This is a genomic window from Thermosynechococcus sp. PP555 (genome assembly GCF_031583225.1).
Classification (GTDB): domain Bacteria; phylum Cyanobacteriota; class Cyanobacteriia; order Thermosynechococcales; family Thermosynechococcaceae; genus Thermosynechococcus.
This window is the reverse complement of the sequence record NZ_CP134168.1, coordinates 1,819,129-1,838,861: the sequence shown is the minus strand read 5'-3', so window position 1 is coordinate 1,838,861 and position 19,733 is coordinate 1,819,129. Positions and strand designations below refer to the sequence as shown.

The window sequence follows — 19,733 nt, the reverse complement described above, 5'->3', positions numbered from 1 at the left end:
TTTAAAAGATTGCAGAAAAGGGATGGTAATGGCAGACTAAAGGCAGAGCAATGAGTGTATGAGTTTCCCTATGACCCCAGAGGCTGAGATTCCGCGCTTGCTTGATCTGATGCCGGCGTCGGCACGGATGTATTGTAAGTTGGTTTCTCGACCACAACAAAGCAAAGTGTTGCGCTATCAGCCCGCTCTTCCTTGGGGCGATCGCCCGATTGAAATTAACTTTCGCCTGTGGCAGCATCTCGATACCCCAGAGCGCGATCTTTTATTGCTGCGGGCAGTGGCGTGGTTTAACACCACGGGTTTGATCAAACTTGACCTCTACCAAGGACTCACGGTGGCAGGCTTGCTGGGTACAGTCTTACAAGTTGTCCAAGCAGATCCTGTCGGCATTTTGGTAGCCGGGGGGCTAACCACCTTTGCTGGCCTTCAAGTGTGGCAAAATACGCGGGGGATTCCCGTGGAAGTAGCGGCCGATCGCCAAGCCCTGCAATTGGCTCAACGGCGCGGCTACAGTGAACAAGAGGCTGCCAAGGCTCTCCTTGCAGGGATTTCTCAGGTGGCAGAGTTAGAGCGGCGTCCTGTCCTCACGGTCACAGAACTCATTCGCTGCCAAAACCTGCGCCAGTTGGCGGGTGAATCTGAGATCAAAGTTCCTGTTTAGGGGGCTTGCAGACTTTGCCAGTACAAAAAGCCGGCCTGTGCCACCCCAATCAAAAAGCCAAGAATGCCCCCCAAGCGGACAATGGCTTGCAACTCACTGCGAACAATGCCCTGAATGGCTAGTTCCAGATTTTCTGGCGAGGTGGCCTTGACCCGATCCACAATCACCCGATCCAAATCCAAAATCGGAATCGCCCGCTCAATAATCAGTTCCATATCCCGTTCCAGATAGCGATCGAGCACTAGAGCCAATTCATCGCTGACCACTTCCAGCGAGGCACCCAGACTGGCTGAATCCCGCAGTCGCCGCAAAATACTCAGGGAAATCGTTTCCCACTCCACCGTTTGACTGAGCGTTTCAACGACACTAAAGCCCTGCTCCTGGATATAGCTGCGCACTGTCTGCCGAAACAGTTGCCGTAGCTCCCGCACCGTACCGAGGGGCAAACTTTGTAGGGTGATATTTTGCAGCGCTTCCACCAAGCGTTGCCGCAGTGCCAATGCCGTGATTAATTCTCCAAGGCGGCGGTTACAAGCTTCGCGTTCATTGAGACAATACTCCCGCAGGCGAATTAACGTATTGCGCACCCCCACCAGATTAGCCACCACCCAGTAGGTGCCACTGGTATTTTGGCGTAGTTCTTGATCGAGGACATTAATCGTGCGATCGGTGAGAAAGTCAATAATCGCCAGTCGCAGGCGATCGGGGGGCAACATGACCGACAGCAGCCAATCTGCCAGTTTTTCCGCCTGCTCATCACTCAGTTGCAGCTCCACTAATACCTGATCAAAGAGTTGATTCAGTTGTGGTTCCAGAAAATCTTCCCGCCGCGACCACACTTTAATCAAACGGGGTAGGGCACTGCCAAAAAAATCCCGTAGAATATTGGCCAAAACTTGGGCCGATCGCTGTTCACTTTGAGCCTGAATTTGGCTCAGACTTGTCTGGAGGAGCCAATGGATGACCGCCTTCACTCGTTCCACTTGCAACAGACGCCGCGCTAAGTTTTGCAGCTCCTCTGGCGTCAGGAGAGAACCCAGAATGGCATCAGCAATGCGACGAGCCAGCCGCTCCTGATTGCGGGGAATCAGACCGGGGGTAAAGGGGAGTGGCTTGCCGCCGACATAAATAGGCTTGTAGGGGCGAAAGAGCATGGTAATGGCTAAATCATTCGTAAAGTAGCCGATGACGCCCCCCGCCAACGGTGGTACGAGCAATGTCCAATAGCTGATATTGGCCAATCCTGATTGATTCCTCAAACACCTTTCTTTTGAAGAATTTTACAGGCGGCGAATCGCATCAATCAGAACTTCTGGCGGCTGAACCCCTTCCCAGCGCTGAACCTCACGGCCTCGGTGGAAAAGAATCAAGGTTGGCAGAGCATGAACGTGGTATTGACTCGACAGTTGGGGATAGCGCTCGGAGTCAATTTTGACGACCTCAACAGCCGATTTCAAAACTTGCTTGACCTGCTCTAAAATCGGCGCCATCATGCGGCAAGGACCACACCAGTCGGCATAAAAGTCAACTAGGAGGGGTCTATCTGTGGTGGCTAGGAGATCGCTGAAGCTACTAAATTGACGTGTGGTCGCCATAGCAAATTCCGATCAGGACTCTAGTTCTCATCATAGACACGGCAGAAGAGAATCGGGGCGAGCAAATCTGAATGCCCGTGAAAAAGGGAGTATTGTTGAGGTTGGGCACTTTTTGTGATTGCTGCTGAATGCTGGTTACTGCCTCTACCTATCGTCCGAGTTGCTGGCTCCTGTTTCGCCGTGTGAGCCAAATTGTGGGGGTGTTGGGGCGCTTTGGGAGTCAACTGCTGTGGGACTATACTTGGCGGCGGCGGAGCGATCGCGCCCAATCTCAACGTGCGCGTTGGCTCGTACAGCAATTATTGGTCTTGGGGCCGACCTTTATTAAAATGGGTCAGTTTCTCTCCACTCGTTTTGATCTTTTGCCCCCGGCATACATTGAAGCGCTAAGAAAGCTACAGGATCAGGTGCCTGCCTTTGACTCGCGACAGGCGATCGCCCTGATTGAGCAGCACTTGGGGCAACCCCTTGCCGATCTCTACGCCACCTTTGATCCCAAACCCCTTGCAGCCGCCAGTCTCGGTCAAGTCCATCGCGCCACACTCCACAGTGGTGAACAGGTTGTTGTCAAGGTACAACGCCCCCATCTAGAGGCGAAATTGTATCTGGACTATCTGGCCATTGGTGAACTCATTCGCTGGGGCGATCGCTGGCTGCCCTTTCTCCGTCCCTATGCCCTCCACGAAATCTATGAGGAGTTTTTTAGTATTCTGCTGCGGGAAATTGATTACGTTCAAGAGGGGCAAAATGCCGATCGCTTTCGGGCCAACTTTGCCCAAGACCCCCATATTTGCGTCCCCAAGGTCTATTGGACGCATACTTGCCGCTATGTCCTGACGATGGAGTATCTCCCCGGCATTCGCATTGACAATCGCGCCGCCATCGAAGCCTTTGGCTTGAATCCCCAGATGATTAACCAACGGGGGATTTGTTGCTATCTCAAGCAATTATTGATTGATGGCTTCTTCCACGCTGATCCGCATCCGGGGAACTTGGCCGTGACCAAGGAAGGCGATCTCATCTTCTATGACTACGGCATGATGACGGAAGTGCCAGCCCTGAATCAGCAGCAGATGGTACAAACATTTTTTGCGGTGCTGCAAAAGGATAGCGATCGCGTGATTGCTGCCTTGATTGAACTGGGGCTATTGATGCCTGTTACCGATAGAGTCCCCCTACAACGGATTATGCAATTGATTTTAGATCGATTTACCGAACGGCCTGTGGATTTAGCTGCCTTTCGGGAATTGCAACAGGATGTGTATGCCCTTTTTGAGCAGCAACCCTTTCGCTTACCCGCAAAGATGACCTATATTCTCAAGTCCCTCACAACCCTCGATGGGATTGCCCGCAGTTTAGACCCTGAGTACAACCTGAGTGCGGCGGCCCAACCCTTTGTCAAGGAATTCATGCGTCACTCGCGGGGGGGCTGGCGAGAACTGATTCACCAAACCCAAACCCTAATCAACCAGCGATTACAGCAGCCCAGTCGGGTTGAAGTGCGGCTGCAACAGTTAGAGGATCGCTTGGCTTGTGGCGAACTGCAACTGTCGGTGCGCAATCCCACCATGGAGCGGCAACTGCGGCGCATTGAGAGTTTGTTAATTTGTTTAGTCTATTTGGGATTGGCTGGTTTTACCCTTTTGGCGGGGGCGATGTTGTGGTCAGCCAAAGCTTTGGGGGGGGCGATCGCTCTTTTTACAGTAGCAGCACTAGCGGGTTTGGCACTCCTGCGTAGTTGGCTGCGCTTTCTTTGGTTATGCCGCTGGCAATAGGCGGTTAGGAGGATTCCCTGAGGGCGCGGCGAAAGCCCAAGGCAATCAGGATATTGGCCAAGGTTAGAAAAAATTCTGCCCCCCCGTGCAACCCATCCACATTGGCCAAGGTTGTGTCATAGACCTGCTGGGCATAGAGTCCCGCTGGAATGGTGACAGCAACAAACACCAGTGTCCCATAGAAGCCAATGAGGGCTAAACGGGGGGTGTTGGGGTTGCGGGTCATGAAGTACAAGAACCCCAAATAGGGAAACAGCGAGAGGGCAAAAAAGGCATTCGTCAGCATTAGCGGCGTGCCAGCTTCTTGCTCATTTTGCGCAGTCGGATGGATTGGGGCGTTACCTCCACCAGTTCATCGGGGCCAATGTACTCCAGTGCCCGCTCTAGGCTCATTTCCACAGGTGCTTGCAGTTGCACTAGTTCATCCCCGGTTGAGGAGCGGAAGTTGGTGAGTTGTTTGGCTTTGCAGACGTTGATTTCGAGGTCTTGGGGACGGTTATGCTCACCGACAATCATACCCTTATAGACTTTGGTGCCGGGGGTAATGAAAAAGACACCACGATCTTCGGCGTTTTTCAGGGCATAGAAGGTGGCCGTGCCCTCCTCAAAGGCAATTAAGACGCCATTGCGACGGGTGCTGATCTCGCCTGCCAAGGGACGATAGTCCAAAAAGCTGTGGTTCATAATCCCTTCGCCGCGCGTTAGGCGCATAAATTCGCCCCGGAAACCAATGAGACCCCGCGCCGGAATCACAAACTCCAGTTGCGTCCGACCATTGCCCCCCACCTGCATATCCTGCATTTCACCGCGTCGCTGGCCGAGGCGCTCAATACAGCCGCCAACGGCTTCATCGGGAACGTCGAGCACTAAGCATTCGTAGGGTTCGCAGGGCTGACCATTGACTTCACGATAGATCACCTGTGGCTGGGACACTTGGAATTCATAGCCTTCGCGGCGCATCGTTTCAATGAGAATGCCAAGGTGCAATTCACCCCGACCAGAAACGGCAAAGCGATCGGGGGAGTCGGTTTCTTCGACCCGCAGTGCCACGTTGGTTTCCAGTTCCCGAAACAGGCGATCGCGCAATTGCCGCGAGGTCACAAAGGTTCCCTCCTGACCGGCAAAGGGGGAGTCATTGACCGCAAAGGTCATTTGCAGGGTCGGTTCATCCACCTTGATCAGGGGTAGGGCTTGGGGGTTGTTGGGGTCGGTGATGGTTTCGCCAATGTTGGCATCACTAAAGCCCGCGATCGCCACAATATTGCCGGCACTGGCCATGTCCAATTCAATCCGCTTCAGTCCCTCAAAGCCCAAGAGTTTGGTCATCTTTGCCTTGACAATTTGGCCGTTATCCTTGACCAAGGCCGCCTGCTGTCCCACCTGCACGGTGCCGTTGTGAATTTTGCCAATGACAATTCGCCCTAGGTACTCCGAGTAATCCAAGGTGGTCACCTGCAGTTGCAGCGGCGCATCAGGATTGCCCACGGGCGGTGGAATATGGCGGACAATGGCCTCAAAGAGGGGCTGCATATCCTTGCCCTCTTCGTCTAGATCTGTTTTTGCGTAGCCCGCCAAGCCCGAAGCAAAAAGATAGGGAAACTCGCACTGATCATCATCCGCCCCCAGCTCAATAAATAAGTCCAACACCTTATCAATGGCTTTGTAGGGTTCTGCCTGCGGCCGGTCAATTTTATTCACAACCACAATGGGGCGCAGACCTTTTTCCAGGGCTTTTTTCAGGACAAAGCGGGTTTGGGGCATTGGCCCTTCGTTGGCATCGACAATCAGCAGACAACCCTCCACCATGCCAAGGACGCGCTCCACTTCACCGCCAAAATCGGCGTGGCCGGGGGTATCCACAATGTTAATCGTCAAGTCTTTGTAGCGAACCGCTGTATTCTTGGCCAGAATCGTAATGCCACGCTCGCGCTCCAGATCATGGGAGTCCATGACGCACTCAGGAATGTCTTCCCCTTCACGAAAGGTACCCGACTGACGCAGTAGGGCATCCACCAGAGTGGTTTTGCCGTGGTCAACGTGGGCGATAATGGCAACATTACGAATCGGCAGACTCATAGCGACTTCCTGCGGGTTTTGTAATAGAGCGTTGAGGAGCGTAAGAAACCTTTACAATCCTAGCGTAGTTTGGTAAAGGAACTGAGCCATAGGTAGTGAGGTGTTTCCTCATCACTAATTTTGTTGGGGGGTGCCCTCGATGACCGATCGCCTGAGTTGGCTGCAAACCCATACTCCTCTTAGATCGCTTTCTTTGGCAGCATTAGAGGCGATCGCTGCCGCCCTGCGCACAGAATCCATTGCGGCCAATCGTCGCATTGTCCTTGAAGACACACCCGTTACTCATCTGATGATCCTGCGATCGGGAGAGCTGGAAGCCTACCACACCACCCGCGATCGCCCCGCCACTATAATGACCCTGCCACCGGGAACGGTTTTGCACTGGCCAGAACTGGTACTGGAGCAACGGGCACCGCAAACAGTGATTACCCTCACGGACTGTGAATTGTGGACATTGCCCCGCGAGGTGTTTGCCACATTGGCTGATCAATTTCCCGAACTCCGCCAACAGGTGTCGCAGCAGTTACAAAGTACCCTCAGTGATCTTGCCCACGAGCAGGAGCGGCAGGCAGTCTTGCGCCCCTATCTTGTACCGCGCGTAAAACAGGGAATTGTGGGGAGTAGTCGCTATGCCGTGCGCTTACGCCAAGGGATTAAAGAGGCCGCGAGCGATCGCCAGCCGGTATTGATTTTTGGTGAACCGGGTCTGGAAAAGGACAATATTGCTGCGCTAATTCATTATGGCTCGCGCGATCGTCGCCAACCCCTGATTCGTTTTAACTGTGGCACCCTATCCGCCAATGGGGCAGAACTCTTTGGCAAAGCCACGAAACTAGGTCTCCTTGACTGGGTCGCAGAGGGCACCCTGATCCTCAACAATGTCCATGAATGGCCTGCCCACCTCTATCCGCAACTGCGCCGCCTTGTGGCCGAACAGACCTATGAACCCGTCGCCGACCCCCCCGTACCCTCCCGCCGCTTTCCGGGGCGATTGATCTTGATTGCCGAAAAGAAAGGCTGCGGTTACCAAAATCTGGTGCACCACCAAATTAAAGTACCCCCACTGCGGGTGACAAAAGCAGATATTGAAGCCTTGGTGAATTACTATATTGCCCTCTACTGCCGGCAACGGGGCATTCCTAAGCCTCAGATTACCCCCGAAGCCCTACGCCGGCTGCAAAGTTATGATTTTCCCGGCAATTTGCGGGAGTTGGCGAGTCTGGTGGAGCGTGCCCTTGTGCAAGCAGACGGGGCGGAGTTACTCACTGAAGAAGTCTTTTGGCCGGAGCGATCGCGCCAACGGCGATTTCGTTGGAACCTACTCAATGCCTATCCCCAATTGCGTGCTTTTCTACGCAGTCCGTGGTGGCCCGATCGCCTCAACTATGGCCTGACCCTTTGGCTTTTTCCGCTGATTGTCGCCATTGGCCTCTGGGGACCCCAAGATCGCCCAGACAACTTTACCCTGAACCTCTTCTGGGCGTGGTGGTGGCCGGTCTCATTGCTGATCTTTCCCTTCTTGGGGCGCATTTGGTGTGCGGTCTGCCCCTTTATGATTTACGGCGAAGTCCTGCAAAGGCTATCCCTCAAGATTTGGCCGCGCAAGCTGCGCCCTTGGCCGCGTCAACTGGCGGAACGCTGGGGGGGCTGGGTGCTCTTTGGCCTCTTTGCCGTGATTCTCCTGTGGGAAGAATTGTGGGATTTACCCAATACGGCCTATCTCTCCAGTTGGCTACTGATCTTGATTACAGCGGGAGCCGTGATTTTTTCTCAGCTCTATGAACGTCGCTTTTGGTGTCGCTATCTCTGCCCCATTGGTGGCATGAATGGCCTCTTTGGCAAACTCTCCATTCTTGAATTGCGGGCACAGCAGGGGGTGTGCGCTGCCAGTTGCCAGACCTACCAATGCTACAAAGGGGGGCCCGCCCTTGGGGAAGGTCAAGAAACGGGGGGCTGTCCCGTCTATTCCCATCCGGCTCAACTAACGGATAACCGCAATTGCGTTTTGTGTATGACCTGTCTCAAGGCTTGCCCGCATCGCTCGGTGGAAGTGAATCTGCGTCCGCCGGCTATTGATCTCTGGACCAGTCATGAGGCCACGGCGGCTGAAGTTTGCCTGCTGTTTTTGCTCTTGGGGGCGGTGGTATTGCACCGTTTACCGCTGCTTCTGGCATGGCTGGGACTTGCAGAGGCCAATTTGGGCCTGCAGGCGATGATTGCGGTGGTGGCGCTAGCTCTGCCGGGACTCTTGGCATGGGGTTGGCATCAGATACACCGACAAGGCTCGGTTCCCTTTGTGCGCTTGGCCTACGGGTATCTGCCTTTGGTGCTGGGTGCCAATTTGGCCTATTATTTGCCCCTTGGTCTAGGGGAGGCGGGTCAGTTGTTGCCCGTAACCTTTGCAACCTTTGGCCTCGATGGCACGAGTTTGCCCAGTTGGCAAGCCCATCCAGCAGTGATCGGGTTCCTGCAAACGACCACACTTGTCGTCAGTACCCTTGCCAGTTTGCTCCTCAGTCAAAAGATTGCGCGATCGCCCCTACGACAGATGTGGCACCCTTGGCTAGGCATTCTCGCTCTCGCTTGGGGAATTGCCTATTTACTTTGATGGGCTGGGCTGGATTCGCAAAACTTCATCAAAGGCGTGGCGTGTCAAAGAACAGCAGCTTAGTGATTAAGCCAGCAGCCAGCACTAGCAGCGTCACCAAGAATCCCCACAAACGAGCATCGGTTCCATCCTGCCGTTTGACAATTTGCTGCAATGTGGTCTCTACTGTGTCAATGCGCTGCCCCAATTGTGTCTCTACGGCACTAATACGCTGCGACAATTGCGCCTCTACGGCATTGATGCGCTGTTCCAGCTTGGCCTCAACGGCATTGATACGCTGCTCTAGCTTGGCCTCAACAGCATTGATACGCTGCTCTAGCTTCGCCTCAACAGCATCAATTTTGTCCTCAAGTCGTTGGAACCTCTCGCCACTGGTGGCAATGTGAATATCTAGCTTTTTCTCTATAGCCTGAAGACTGGCCTGCATCCCTTGGATGGCATCCAACACTTGACTCCATTCAGATCGCGTTACAGGTTCACTCATGCTTTTTTATCTCTATGGGCCGGGCTGGATTCGAACCAGCGTAGGCGTAGCCAACGGATTTACAGTCCGCCCCCATTAACCACTCGGGCACCGACCCTTTCATCGCGATTTTTTAATATACCACATCAGGGGGGAGACTTGAGCTTCCCGTTTTGAGAAAACCATTCCCTACTCGTCGAGGGTGTAGCTTTGCAGGTTTTCTAGGGGTTGCACTTTGAGGAGACGTTCGGCGCGGCGAATCTCGCTGTCGCTACCTTGAATTAGGATCAGGTATTTGCCCCGCTGCAATCGCTTTTCAAAGGGGATGCCCGACTTACCCGTAATCACCACTTGCAGACCACCACCTACGGTGAGACTACCGAGAGCGCCAGCGATCGCCCCAAAGATGCCCCCCAAAAGACTATTGTTGAGGCGATCCAGCATCGGCAGAATGTCAATTTGAGTCGCTTGGTTAAAGGTAAAACCGGCAAAGAAGCCAAAGGGAACAAGCCAGATCAACATCCGTTGCATTTGCTGGCGTGCCACTTGAAAGGGATCGGTGAGTCCCAACTCTGACCACTGTTTGTAGCCTCGACCCAAAAGGGCGACCTTTGCCATGGGGAAGCCGTCCTTTTCCAGCTGGGTATAAACGGCCTCGGCTTGGAGGCGATCGCCCAATGTCGCTACCAAGTAATTTTTCATAGCGATAGGATGAAGAAAATCTCTTGCTTGCTTGCAAAGCTATGCTGCCCCTATTGTCCCACTTTCGCCGCACCTTTGCTGATCTGGGCCTGATTGTCGTAGCCAGTGCCATCGCCAGCACGGTGGTGATTGGGATTCGCGAAATGGGTTGGCTCCAACCCCTGGAATTGGGTGCCTACGATCGCCTGATGCAATTGCGCCCTATGCCCGGCCCCGATCCGCGACTCTTGGTGGTGGCAGTCACCGAAGCCGATATTCAACGTTACCGCTCCCTATCGCTGCCGGATCAGATCTACGCCCAAGCTCTAAAACAACTCCTCAAACATCAGCCCCGTGCCATTGGTCTTGATATTTACCGCGATTTTGCTGTACCGCCGGGACATGAGGAATTAAACCGCCTTTGGTTAAGTTCCGATCGCCTGTTTGCGGTCACAAAACTAGGGGATGCCACTCACCCAACCATTCGTCCGCCGGCGGCCCTCAGTGCCGATCAGGTGGGATTTAATGATGTCACTGTGGATGCCGGTGGCATTGTCCGTCGCAGCTTGTTATTTTTGCCGGACGATCAGGGGAATACGCTGTACTCTTTCTCCTTGCGGCTGGCGCTGCGACACTTAGCCGATGAGGGGATTGAGCCACGAGGCAGTGATGCCGATCCCAATGTAATGCAGTTGGGGCAGAGTATTTTCACACCCCTGCAACCCAATGACGGCGGTTATGTGGGTGCCGATACGGCGGGCTATCAAATTATGCTCAACTATCGCGGTGATCAGCGGGCAGTGACCTGGGTACCTTTGGAGGATGTGCTCAATGGGCGGGTTGCTCCTGCATTGATTCGCGATCGCGTGGTTCTCATTGGCAACATTGCCGAAAGTGGCAAAGACTTTTTCTATACCCCCTTTAGTTCCGGCCTGCGGGACAATCAGCGCATGGCAGGGGTGTTTATCCACGCCCAAATGGTGGGGCAATTCATTGATGCGGGTTTGGGCGATCGCGCGGTTATATGGTTTTGGCCCAACAGTGTGGAGAACGTTTGGATTGTTCTTTGGGCATTGATTGGTGCCATCCTTGCTTGGCGCGTGCGGCATCCCTTGGCTCTAGCAACGGCAGTGGGCACGGCTCTCCTCATCCTACTGCTGGCCTGTTATGGGTTGTTTTTGAAATTGGGCTGGGTGCCCCTTGTACCGCCAGCATTGACCCTCCTCCTTGGCAGTGGCGGAGTCGTCACCTACACTGCACAACAAGCCCAACAGCAACGGCAAATGGTGATGCGCCTCCTTGGCCAAAATATCTCGCCGGAAATTGCCGCTGCCATGTGGGAACGGCGGGATGAACTCCTCAAGGATGGTAAGTTGCCCGGCCAACGCCTGATTGCCACACTGCTTTTTACTGACTTGAAGGGGTTTAGCACCATTTCTGAAGGTATGGAACCGGAGGAACTCTTTAACTGGCTCAATGCCTATCTCGAAAAAGTGGCGGATGTGGTACAAAGCTACCACGGCGTGATTAATAAGTTCACCGGTGACGGCATTATGGCCGTGTTTGGCGTGCCCATTAAACGAACCAGCCGCGAAGGAATTGCCATTGATGCCCGCAATGCCGTGGATTGTGCCTTGGCCTTGGGACAACTACTAGAGGAACTGAATCGTGAATGGGCGGCTCAAGGGTTACCGCAGGTGATGATGCGGGCGGGGATCTACACAGGTCCGATTGTGGTCGGCAGTCTCGGTAGTAAAAATCGCCTCGAGTACGGTGTGATTGGCGACAGTGTGAATACCGCCTCGCGCCTTGAGAGTGTGGACAAGCACCGCCAGCCTAGCCCCTGTCGGATTTTAGTGGCACAGGAAACGCTGGAGTATCTCGGCGATCGCTACGAGGTCGAGGCATGGGGACCGTTGGAACTCAAGGGCAAAGAGCGCAAAATTCAGGTCTTTCGCATTCTCGGCGTCCGCGAAGGGCTGGCGATCGCCCCCAATCAGCCCACCGCCATTGAAGTGGAGATCTAACGTCCGGGAATCAGGGAACTGCTGAGCCGTTGGATGGCACGGCCAGCAATATCGCGATAGCGCAACTCACCACAGAGGACTTGACCGAGCCGCTGGGTAGCGGAGGGGCGTTTCATGGCAAGGTGATAGCCGACCTTCGGCATGCGATGGAAGAGTGCTGCGAGGCGTTGCGCCCACACTAAATCCGCTCCCCATTCCTCCTGCAATCTTTTGCTGTAGGTGGCCAAGGCATCCACTTCGCCAGCAAGAGCTGCGTCAATGGCTTCAGCAGCCCGCATGCCACTGTAGAGAGCAGGACGAACTCCCTCAGCCGAAAAGGGATCTACCAGACCAGCGGCTTCACCCGCAAGGAGGGCATGGTGGGTATGGAGTGGTTGCTGACCCTCCCATACCCGCAGGGGATGGTATTGAATGGCAGCGTCGGCCAACTGCAGCCCATGGGCAGCGCAATACTGTTGCAAAATCGGTTCCCAATTGGGGCGATCGCTGCCCCGCACAACGGCAACCCCAACGGTTCGCTGGTTCCCCTTCGGAAAACTCCAGAGGTAACCATTTTTCACGAGGCCAAATTCAAAATGCGCCGCGCGATCCCCCCCTAGATTGGGGATGGTCATCACCGCCGCCGTGCGCACCACTTTGGGCTTAAACCCCAGCCACTGAGCCACTTGACTATTGGCACCATCGGCAGCAATGAGATACCGCCCACCATAGGTCGTGGTTGCCGTGTGGATCTGCCAGCGATCTGCTTGGAACGTAATCCCAGTAACCTCGGTCTGATCTGTAACAACCGCACCCCTTTGTTGTGCCTGCTGCAACAGGTACTGATCAAACACCGTGCGATCAACAATCCAGATGGGTTCGGGAATGCTTAACTCGGCTTCAATGGCATCACTGAGCTGCCAACTGTAGCGCACAGTGCGGGTGGTATCGGCAATGGCGGGCTGAAAATCAAAATCAAACCACTGGGCAATGGCGGGTGAAACCCCTCCAGTGCAGGGCTTTGAGCGGGGCAAGGCCAATTTTTCTAGAACTAAAACCTGACGTCCGCGGCAAGCGAGATGATAGGCGGCTGACCCGCCAGCAGCACCCCCACCCACCACAATACAGTCGTAGATTTCCTGCATACGGTTACTCACGGGAGGCAAAAGCGCTCCCACAATAGCGGTTTCCTCAGGGGATAGCAACCCCCAATTCTAGCGATCGCCAGTGTGTTCCAGCTGTCGTGGGGGGCAAGAAACCGTGCCGTAGCTACAGAAGACACAACAGTCCCCCGCCTTGGGTTTGAGGTGGGCATGACATTGGGGACACTCCCAGAACACGACACAGGCATCGCTGGGCATCCATTCCGCTTGCTCCGTGTGACAATGGGGACAGACCAAGGTGCTGGAAAACACAACTGACGGTTGACTCATCTTCCTCAGCAGAGACTCAAAGGGTAATGACTTGATCGAGTCCGCTGTCTGCAAGGCTAGCATAAAACTGCGGAAAGCAGCCACATACTACCCCTTCAACCATCCCCTTGGCTTTGACAGAACCGGTACCACATTCGTCAAATGTTCCTTCGGCCAAACCACGGCGCACCGCACACTGATCACAGGCCATGAGTAAAATCCCCTGTTCCTTGGCAATGCGGGCTAAGCGCTCACCAACGGGATCCCCTAAACGCAAACAAAAGAGGTTATCATCAAAAAACATCATACCCACCACTTCAGCGCCATGATCGCCCCGCTCCAGCTGCGGTAAAACCATCGTTGCCAGCTTAAAGGTGCTGGCCATGTCAGTGGCAAAAATATAGGCAACTTTCATAGAACCATTCCTTTTGATTCAGCAAAAGCACATTAACTTTGGGCTTGGGAGCGCCGCCGCCGACAGCGCTCAGAACAGTACTTCACCTCCTCCCAGCAATTCGCCCATTTTTTGCGCCATTGGAAAGGCCGGCCACAGACCAGACAAATTTTGCTGGGAAGGTTTTCTTTGCGCCGTTGCTTGGCCATGATTGGGGGTTATGCGTCAGTGACACAGGCGGCCAACTGGGTCAGCAGGGTTGGATGATCCAAATTTTGGCCAATGAGCACCAGTTGATTTTTGCGATCGCCTTTCCATTCCTCATCATCGAGACTAAAGCGCTTACCACTGAGGTGAAAGACGTGGCGGCGGGGACTTTCCTTAAACCAAAGGATGCCCTTGGCACGAAAGACGGATTCCGGTAGCTGGTGATCCAGAAAATACTGGAATTTGCGCAGTTCAAAGGGGCGATCGCTCTGGAAGGAAACGGAGGTAAAGCCATCCTCTTCAAGGTGGTTGGAGGTCTGATGGGGGTGAGGATGATCATGATCGCAATGGTCATCACACTCATGATGATGGTGGTGACCGTGGTCGTGATGGTGGTGCTCATGGTCGTGTTCTGAATGCTGGGGCGCTGCCTCAGGCTGGAAGTAGCGATCGCTCTCAAACAGCCCCACACTCAAAATCAAGGGCAGGGGCACTTGCGCCTTCACCGTACGAATGATCCGCGCTCCCTCCCGCATTTCGTGAATTCGCCGTTCTAACTCCTGCAAGCGTTCCTCAGTCACCAGATCTGCTTTGTTGAGGAGAATAATGTCACCGTAGGCAATTTGGCTTTGGGCAGCGCTGCTATTGAAAAGATCAAGACTAAAGTTCTCCGCATCCACCACCGTAATAATTGAATCCAAACGGGTGAGATCCCGCAGCTCAGTTCCCAAAAAGGTCAGAGCCACCGGCAGTGGATCCGCCAAGCCCGTTGTTTCCACGACTAAATAGTCCACCTTGTCAGGACGTTCGAGAACCCGATAAACTGCATTCACCAAGTCATTGTTAATCGTGCAGCAGATACAGCCATTGGTGAGCTCCACCATGCCCTCATCCTTGGTCACCAATAGCTCATTATCAATACCAATTTCCCCAAATTCATTGACAAGGACGGCGGTCTTCAGTCCCTGTTGATTGGTCAGAATATGATTGAGGAGTGTGGTTTTACCACTACCGAGAAACCCTGTAATGATAGTTACCGGTAGGCCGTGCTTCATTGCCTCCATTTTGGCAGTTGTAGGCAGGGAAGAAGTCGTCATAGGCAGGATGTTAAGAGCGAGAATTATTCTCAAATTATAGCCGCTGCACCTCGCTCAAGGGGTGAGCGATCGCTGTAGGCTAGAAACAAGACCCGATTGCCACCAACAGCCGTTACCGTGGGTGGGACAATGTCTAAAACGCTCCTGCATGTCTCGCCATGTCAAGCAAAATAGGGTAACCTGTTGAGGCCTAACGATTAAGTTGAATATGTCGAACCAGCCGTTGCAACGCCGCACTAAAATTGTCGCCACCATTGGTCCAGCGGTTAGCCATCCCGATAAACTGCGCGCCATTATCCAAGCGGGAGCGACTACCCTGCGCCTGAATTTTTCCCATGGTACCCACGACGATCACCAGCGCAGCATTCGCCTGATTCGCCAAATTTCCTATGAGTTGGGGCAACCCGTGGGCATTTTGCAGGACTTGCAAGGCCCCAAAATTCGCCTCGGGCGGTTTGAACAGGGCGCCATTTCCCTCAAACGGGGCGATCGCTTTACCCTCACCAGTCGCTCCGTCATGGGCAACCAGCACATTAGCTCGATTACCTATCCTCCCTTGGCTCAGGAGGTTCCCGCCGGCGCCACGATTTTGCTGGATGATGGCCGCGTGGAAATGGTCGTTGAAGAAGTGGATAAGGAGGCGGGTGAACTCCACTGCCGAGTGGTTGTTGGCGGCACGCTCTCGAATGCCAAGGGCGTGAACTTTCCAGGGGTTTACCTCTCCATTAAGGCTCTGACAGAGAAAGATCGTGAAGATCTGATGTTTGGCCTCAATCAAGGGGTAGATTGGGTGGCCCTCAGCTTTGTTCGCAATCCCCAAGATGTACTGGAGATCAAAGAACTGATTGCCAACGCTGGGAAGCAGGTGCCGGTGATTGCCAAAATCGAAAAGCACGAGGCGATCGAGCAAATGGATGCCATCCTCTCCCTCTGCGATGGTGTCATGGTGGCACGGGGAGATTTGGGGGTGGAACTGCCCGCCGAAGAGGTGCCGATTCTGCAAAAACGGCTGATTGCTGCCGCCAACCGCTTGGGCATTCCCGTGATTACGGCCACACAAATGCTGGACAGCATGGTGAAAAGCCCCCGCCCTACCCGTGCCGAGATTTCCGATGTTGCCAATGCTATTCTCGATGGCACCGATGCCGTGATGCTCTCCAATGAAACGGCCATGGGGGAATACCCCGTCGAGGCAGTGAAGATGATGGCGACGATCGCGGCGCGCATTGACAACCAACCCCAACTGCGGCAACCGCCTGTTGTCGATGCTGTGGCGGTACGTTCCATTCCCAATGCCATTAGCCAAGCGGTGGGACAAGTAGCAGCTCAACTCAAAGCCAAGGCCATCATCACCCAAACAAAAACAGGGGCAACCGCCCGCAATGTCTCCAAGTTTCGTCCCCAAATTCCGATTTTGGCGGCAACGCCCCATATCGAGGTGGCACGGCGCTTGCAGTTAGTCTGGGGGGTAGAACCACTGCTGACTCTGGATCATCCCTCGATGCGGCAGTCGTTTCAGGCAGCCATTAATGCGGCACAGGAGCGGGGCTTCCTAGAGGAAGGGGATCTAGTGGTGATGACCGCTGGCACGCTGCAAGGGGTCTCTGGCTCCACGGATATGATCAAGGTGGAACTCGTCACCTCGGTGATGGGACGCGGCTGTGGCATTGGTCATGGGTCGGTGAGTGGCCCGGCGCGGGTGGTGCACGCAGGAATGCCAGTTCGCACGTTTAATAGTGGCGAAATTTTGGTGGCCGAGCGCACCAGTGCTGAATTGGTGGAAGCCATTCGCAAAGCGGCAGGCATTATTACCGAAGAGGATAGCCTGACGAGCCACGCGGCGGTCTTGGGGTTGCGCTTGGGCATTCCAGTGATTGTCGGGGTCAAAAATGCCACCCGCCTGATCCGCGAGGGCACGATTCTCACTATGGATGTGGAACGGGGCTTGGTCTATTCCGGTGCGCGCAATGGTGTCGAGCGATCGCCCGAGTAGGAGTGGAACAGGCAATGATTTTTTTTCAGGCCAACACCTATCTCACGGATTTGGTGACGCGGACGCTCCAAGCGACATGGCAACACTTTCCTTGGCTGGGACAAGAGGACATTGCCCTGACCTTATTGGTGTATCCACCCCCCATTCCCGTGAATACGGGCGGAGCGCTGACCGCAGCAGAATTTTGGCGGTATTCGATTCCCGGCGCCCATTATCGCGGCGATGTACCGATGTACCCGGCCAGTGTGGTGAAGTTGTTTTATCTGGTGACCTGTCATGAGTGGCTCCACAGCGGTATGCTTCAGCCGGATGCGGAATTAGCACGCGCCCTGCGGGATATGATTGTGGACTCCAGCAATGATGCCACGAGCCTCGTGGTGGATATGCTCACGGGGACGACCAGTGGCCCGGTGCTGCCACCGGAACCTTTTCGCACATGGCAATACCAGCGCAATATCGTCAATCGCTATTTTCAATCCTTAGGGTGGCCAGAGCTAACTAATATCAACGTGAATCAAAAAACGTGGTGTGATGGCCCCTATGGACGAGAGCAGGAATTTGTCGGGCGCGATCGCCAGAATGCTAATCGTCTGACCACTGATGCCACGGCTAAGTTAATCCACAGTATTGTGGGCGGTGTTGCCGTGTCTGCTAGCGCCAGTCAAGCGATGATGGAACTGATGGAGCGTTCCCTCGATCCAGAGCTTTTGGCCGAGGATCCAGAAAACCAAGTACAGGGCTTTTTGGGGGAAGGGCTACCTCCGGGGGCAAAGTTGTGGTCAAAGGCGGGACTCACCAGTTGGGTGCGCCACGATGCGGCCTATATTGAACTCCCCAATCATTGCCCCTATACCTTGGTGGTCTTTATTGAGAATCGCACTGCCAGTATGAATACAGAGGTTTTGCCCTTTATTTCCCGTCAAATTGCCAGTGGTATTCCGACCCTAGAGGGCACCGGAGTACTGTAGGCCACTGACAACCCCGGCCGCCAAAAGGTGACCAAAGCTGGTGGTAGCCAGCAATTCGGGCAGACCAAAGCCTTCAAAGAGGGCGGGCAAGGAAACGGGTAAACCGGGGCCTTTTCCCCGTGATTGAATGGCATAGCGGCCAATGGCGATCGCAAACAGGTTGCAGAGGATCACCACCAAACCCACAGACGGCGTCCAAGTGGTATCGGGGAGCGTGGCTAACACCATGGTTCCTCCTAAATGGGTACAATTGCCCATGAATTATACGGAACGGCCTGATCGCCCACCGCTAGTTCTTTACAAAATGGTGCATCTCGTTACAAATGCTTAACTCAACTGTCCCTGTCAAAATTGCTGTCAAAATTTGTGGCTTGACTCTACCCGAACAGGCGATCGCGATCGCCCAAATGGGCGTCAGTGCTTTGGGGTTTATTACCGTGCCCCATTCCCCCCGCTATGTCCCGGCAGCAACCATTGCCGAGATCTGTCGCCAGTTGCCGCCCTCAGTACTGACTGTTGCCGTGGTTGCCAATCTCGATTTAGCAGCATTAGCCCATTTAGTCACAACCACAGGGGTACAGGCACTGCAGCTTCATGGCAGCGAATCGCCCGAGTTTTGCCAACAGGTACGCCATGCCTTCCCTAATATTGTGTTGATCAAAGCCCTGCGGGTGCGATCGGCAGCCAGCCTCGCCGAGATTCCCGCCTACGCCCCGATTGTGGATCGCATTCTCCTAGATGCCTATCACCCGCAGCAGTTGGGGGGCACGGGGCAGCCCTTTGACTGGACATTGCTGAAAGACTTAGCCATTCCTTGCCCTTGGTGGCTGGCGGGGGGCATCACGCCGGAAAATTGCCGTCAAGCGATCGCCCAAACCCAACCCCAAGGGATTGACCTAGCCAGTGGTGTGGAAAGCCAACCGGGGATCAAGGATTTAGGGCGCGTAGCAGCATTGCTGAGCAACCTAGGGATAAATGCAAATCATTCCCTGCACCCTGAGGGCACCCGTTTCTAGCCGCAACTCTTGGATGGCCACCCCCTCACCCAAATCAATGGCCACCGTGGGGTGAGGGTCACCTTCCCCTTGCCAATGCACCTTTTCTAAGCAGAGGGTTCGCTCATCCTGCAAGCGCACCTGGGTCATCAAATGCCAATCCGCCTGCTCCCCTTGGGCATTCACCATCGAGAACACCAGTTTGAGGCACCCAGCACCCAATTCTGCCTGCGTATGCCGCAATTGCCACTCTTGCAGATTGACCCCTGCTTTGCCCAAGCCGCGCTGATCGAGCAATTTCAGCAGTTCCCGTAGGCTGGATTGCAGGAGCGGCGCCCCCAAAGAGGCGTCGAGATCGGCTTGGCTGAGAATTAGTTCCCCGCGCACCGGCACTGGTGCCAAGAGTTTTAGGGGTTTGCCTCGCAACACTTGCCCTAGATTAATCTGAATCTGTTCCGCTTGGACGGCTGCTTGGCGCAATTGAATACCGCGATAACTGGCGCTAGCTGCGGCAACGCGCACGTGGGGTAAGTATCCCCGCAAAATCTGGCGATCGCCCCCTTGAATTTGAATTTCCAAGCCTGTTGCCTGCTCCAACTGCGCAGATAACCACCAGTGCAACGCCGGTTGCAAGATCCGGGGAATTAGTCCGCGTTCAGAAGCGGCACCAAACGCCTCAGCCATTTCTGGGGACGTTAACGACATACGTACTCCTCACACACTTTTTGGGTGATACCTAGGCCAACCTATGGGGCTAGTTCGCTGATTTTAACGAAACTGGACGTAGGTTTGGTCTGGTCAG

20 protein-coding genes and 1 tRNA gene are annotated in these 19,733 nt (G+C 54.4%); 7 read left to right on the top strand and 14 right to left on the bottom strand.

The window, feature by feature from the left end; genetic code table 11:
• The first annotated feature begins 70 nt into the window (after positions 1 to 70).
• A complete protein-coding gene (locus tag RHH27_RS09030) occupies positions 71 to 661 on the top strand; it encodes a DUF3318 domain-containing protein (RefSeq protein ID WP_310744999.1) in 591 nt (196 codons plus the stop codon).
• Here the strand turns inward: RHH27_RS09030 and RHH27_RS09025 are convergent.
• Entirely contained in the window at positions 658 to 1,815 is a 1,158-nt protein-coding gene (locus RHH27_RS09025; RefSeq protein WP_310742774.1) for a DUF445 family protein, read from the bottom strand. The two genes, RHH27_RS09030 and RHH27_RS09025, sit on opposite strands and share 4 nt — an antisense overlap.
• Positions 1,816 to 1,941: 126 nt before the next feature.
• Positions 1,942 to 2,256 (bottom strand): thioredoxin, encoded by a 315-nt coding sequence (gene trxA / locus RHH27_RS09020; RefSeq protein ID WP_310742726.1) that lies wholly within the window; start codon positions 2,254 to 2,256, stop codon positions 1,942 to 1,944.
• Positions 2,257 to 2,384: 128 nt separating this feature from the next.
• Between trxA and RHH27_RS09015 the strand changes: the two genes are divergently transcribed.
• Positions 2,385 to 4,031, top strand: coding sequence for an AarF/ABC1/UbiB kinase family protein (locus RHH27_RS09015; protein WP_310742725.1), 1,647 nt, complete (start codon positions 2,385 to 2,387; stop codon positions 4,029 to 4,031).
• A 4-nt stretch (positions 4,032 to 4,035) separates the two neighbouring features.
• On the opposite strand, the gene RHH27_RS09010 is transcribed toward RHH27_RS09015, so the two are convergent.
• Positions 4,036 to 4,317, bottom strand: coding sequence for a DUF3593 domain-containing protein (locus RHH27_RS09010; protein ID WP_302676089.1), 282 nt, complete (start codon positions 4,315 to 4,317; stop codon positions 4,036 to 4,038).
• Positions 4,317 to 6,107 (bottom strand): translational GTPase TypA, encoded by a 1,791-nt coding sequence (typA, locus tag RHH27_RS09005; RefSeq protein ID WP_206199866.1) that lies wholly within the window; start codon positions 6,105 to 6,107, stop codon positions 4,317 to 4,319. The genes RHH27_RS09010 and typA overlap by 1 nt, the downstream gene beginning before the upstream one ends.
• Before the next feature lie 139 nt (positions 6,108 to 6,246).
• Here typA and RHH27_RS09000 point away from each other — a divergent pair, with 139 nt between their 5' ends.
• Positions 6,247 to 8,715 (top strand): cyclic nucleotide-binding domain-containing protein, encoded by a 2,469-nt coding sequence (locus RHH27_RS09000; RefSeq protein WP_310742724.1) that lies wholly within the window; start codon positions 6,247 to 6,249, stop codon positions 8,713 to 8,715.
• 28 nt (positions 8,716 to 8,743) lie between these two features.
• Here RHH27_RS09000 and RHH27_RS08995 read toward each other — a convergent pair whose 3' ends face one another.
• The 3 genes from RHH27_RS08995 to RHH27_RS08985 form a co-directional block, all read right to left on the bottom strand.
• A complete protein-coding gene (locus RHH27_RS08995) occupies positions 8,744 to 9,199 on the bottom strand; it encodes a hypothetical protein (RefSeq protein WP_206199864.1) in 456 nt (151 codons plus the stop codon).
• 15 nt (positions 9,200 to 9,214) lie between these two features.
• Positions 9,215 to 9,296: transfer RNA gene (locus RHH27_RS08990), tRNA-Tyr, on the bottom strand.
• A 71-nt stretch (positions 9,297 to 9,367) separates the two neighbouring features.
• Positions 9,368 to 9,880 carry a hypothetical protein gene (locus RHH27_RS08985; RefSeq protein ID WP_206199863.1) on the bottom strand — a complete coding sequence of 171 codons (513 nt, stop codon included), beginning with the start codon at positions 9,878 to 9,880 and terminating at the stop codon, positions 9,368 to 9,370.
• A gap of 41 nt (positions 9,881 to 9,921) precedes the next feature.
• On the opposite strand from RHH27_RS08985, the gene RHH27_RS08980 reads away from it, so the two are divergent.
• Entirely contained in the window at positions 9,922 to 11,886 is a 1,965-nt protein-coding gene (locus tag RHH27_RS08980; RefSeq protein WP_302678097.1) for an adenylate/guanylate cyclase domain-containing protein, read from the top strand.
• Here the strand turns inward: RHH27_RS08980 and RHH27_RS08975 are convergent.
• The 5 genes from RHH27_RS08975 to RHH27_RS08955 are packed head-to-tail and all read right to left on the bottom strand — an operon-like array spanning position 11,883 to position 14,975.
• Complete coding sequence (locus RHH27_RS08975) at positions 11,883 to 13,022, bottom strand: geranylgeranyl reductase family protein (protein ID WP_310742723.1); 1,140 nt, start codon at positions 13,020 to 13,022, stop codon at positions 11,883 to 11,885. The genes RHH27_RS08980 and RHH27_RS08975 overlap by 4 nt on opposite strands.
• A gap of 57 nt (positions 13,023 to 13,079) precedes the next feature.
• Positions 13,080 to 13,298, bottom strand: coding sequence for a GDCCVxC domain-containing (seleno)protein (locus RHH27_RS08970; RefSeq protein WP_302678096.1), 219 nt, complete (start codon positions 13,296 to 13,298; stop codon positions 13,080 to 13,082).
• A 16-nt stretch (positions 13,299 to 13,314) separates the two neighbouring features.
• A complete protein-coding gene (locus RHH27_RS08965) occupies positions 13,315 to 13,692 on the bottom strand; it encodes a SaoD/DsrE family protein (protein ID WP_302676094.1) in 378 nt (125 codons plus the stop codon).
• Positions 13,693 to 13,724: 32 nt separating this feature from the next.
• Positions 13,725 to 13,880: a DUF2256 domain-containing protein gene (locus RHH27_RS08960; protein ID WP_206199860.1), complete on the bottom strand. Its 156-nt coding sequence runs from the start codon at positions 13,878 to 13,880 to the stop codon at positions 13,725 to 13,727.
• A gap of 9 nt (positions 13,881 to 13,889) precedes the next feature.
• Positions 13,890 to 14,975 carry a GTP-binding protein gene (locus RHH27_RS08955; RefSeq protein WP_302678095.1) on the bottom strand — a complete coding sequence of 362 codons (1,086 nt, stop codon included), beginning with the start codon at positions 14,973 to 14,975 and terminating at the stop codon, positions 13,890 to 13,892.
• Between the two features lie 208 nt (positions 14,976 to 15,183).
• Here RHH27_RS08955 and pyk point away from each other — a divergent pair, with 208 nt between their 5' ends.
• Together pyk and RHH27_RS08945 are read left to right on the top strand one after the other, a co-directional pair.
• Positions 15,184 to 16,968, top strand: a complete 1,785-nt coding sequence (gene pyk / locus RHH27_RS08950; RefSeq protein ID WP_302678094.1) for a pyruvate kinase — start codon at positions 15,184 to 15,186, stop codon at positions 16,966 to 16,968.
• Between the two features lie 14 nt (positions 16,969 to 16,982).
• Positions 16,983 to 17,936: a serine hydrolase gene (locus RHH27_RS08945; protein ID WP_302678093.1), complete on the top strand. Its 954-nt coding sequence runs from the start codon at positions 16,983 to 16,985 to the stop codon at positions 17,934 to 17,936.
• On the opposite strand, the gene psaK is transcribed toward RHH27_RS08945, so the two are convergent.
• Complete coding sequence (psaK, locus tag RHH27_RS08940; protein ID WP_225901542.1) at positions 17,913 to 18,164, bottom strand: photosystem I reaction center subunit PsaK; 252 nt, start codon at positions 18,162 to 18,164, stop codon at positions 17,913 to 17,915. The two genes, RHH27_RS08945 and psaK, sit on opposite strands and share 24 nt — an antisense overlap.
• Before the next feature lie 95 nt (positions 18,165 to 18,259).
• On the opposite strand from psaK, the gene RHH27_RS08935 reads away from it, so the two are divergent.
• The gene (locus tag RHH27_RS08935; RefSeq protein ID WP_206199855.1) at positions 18,260 to 18,952 is read left to right on the top strand and encodes a phosphoribosylanthranilate isomerase; all 693 of its coding nucleotides are present in this window, start codon (positions 18,260 to 18,262) and stop codon (positions 18,950 to 18,952) included.
• On the opposite strand, the gene RHH27_RS08930 is transcribed toward RHH27_RS08935, so the two are convergent.
• Complete coding sequence (locus RHH27_RS08930) at positions 18,902 to 19,636, bottom strand: DUF2993 domain-containing protein (protein ID WP_302678092.1); 735 nt, start codon at positions 19,634 to 19,636, stop codon at positions 18,902 to 18,904. The genes RHH27_RS08935 and RHH27_RS08930 overlap by 51 nt on opposite strands.
• Between the last annotated feature and the right edge of the window lie 97 nt (positions 19,637 to 19,733).

Coding starts and splice junctions, on each gene's coding strand:
- RHH27_RS09030 (WP_310744999.1), top strand. CDS start 71: ATGACCCCAGAGGCTGAGATTCCGCGCTTGCTTGATCTGATGCCGGCG.
- RHH27_RS09025 (WP_310742774.1), bottom strand. CDS start 1,815: ATGCTCTTTCGCCCCTACAAGCCTATTTATGTCGGCGGCAAGCCACTC.
- trxA (WP_310742726.1), bottom strand. CDS start 2,256: ATGGCGACCACACGTCAATTTAGTAGCTTCAGCGATCTCCTAGCCACC.
- RHH27_RS09015 (WP_310742725.1), top strand. CDS start 2,385: ATGCTGGTTACTGCCTCTACCTATCGTCCGAGTTGCTGGCTCCTGTTT.
- RHH27_RS09010 (WP_302676089.1), bottom strand. CDS start 4,317: ATGCTGACGAATGCCTTTTTTGCCCTCTCGCTGTTTCCCTATTTGGGG.
- typA (WP_206199866.1), bottom strand. CDS start 6,107: ATGAGTCTGCCGATTCGTAATGTTGCCATTATCGCCCACGTTGACCAC.
- RHH27_RS09000 (WP_310742724.1), top strand. CDS start 6,247: ATGACCGATCGCCTGAGTTGGCTGCAAACCCATACTCCTCTTAGATCG.
- RHH27_RS08995 (WP_206199864.1), bottom strand. CDS start 9,199: ATGAGTGAACCTGTAACGCGATCTGAATGGAGTCAAGTGTTGGATGCC.
- RHH27_RS08985 (WP_206199863.1), bottom strand. CDS start 9,880: ATGAAAAATTACTTGGTAGCGACATTGGGCGATCGCCTCCAAGCCGAG.
- RHH27_RS08980 (WP_302678097.1), top strand. CDS start 9,922: ATGCTGCCCCTATTGTCCCACTTTCGCCGCACCTTTGCTGATCTGGGC.
- RHH27_RS08970 (WP_302678096.1), bottom strand. CDS start 13,298: ATGAGTCAACCGTCAGTTGTGTTTTCCAGCACCTTGGTCTGTCCCCAT.
- RHH27_RS08965 (WP_302676094.1), bottom strand. CDS start 13,692: ATGAAAGTTGCCTATATTTTTGCCACTGACATGGCCAGCACCTTTAAG.
- RHH27_RS08960 (WP_206199860.1), bottom strand. CDS start 13,880: ATGGCCAAGCAACGGCGCAAAGAAAACCTTCCCAGCAAAATTTGTCTG.
- RHH27_RS08955 (WP_302678095.1), bottom strand. CDS start 14,975: ATGACGACTTCTTCCCTGCCTACAACTGCCAAAATGGAGGCAATGAAG.
- pyk (WP_302678094.1), top strand. CDS start 15,184: ATGTCGAACCAGCCGTTGCAACGCCGCACTAAAATTGTCGCCACCATT.
- RHH27_RS08945 (WP_302678093.1), top strand. CDS start 16,983: ATGATTTTTTTTCAGGCCAACACCTATCTCACGGATTTGGTGACGCGG.
- psaK (WP_225901542.1), bottom strand. CDS start 18,164: ATGGTGTTAGCCACGCTCCCCGATACCACTTGGACGCCGTCTGTGGGT.
- RHH27_RS08935 (WP_206199855.1), top strand. CDS start 18,260: ATGCTTAACTCAACTGTCCCTGTCAAAATTGCTGTCAAAATTTGTGGC.
- RHH27_RS08930 (WP_302678092.1), bottom strand. CDS start 19,636: ATGTCGTTAACGTCCCCAGAAATGGCTGAGGCGTTTGGTGCCGCTTCT.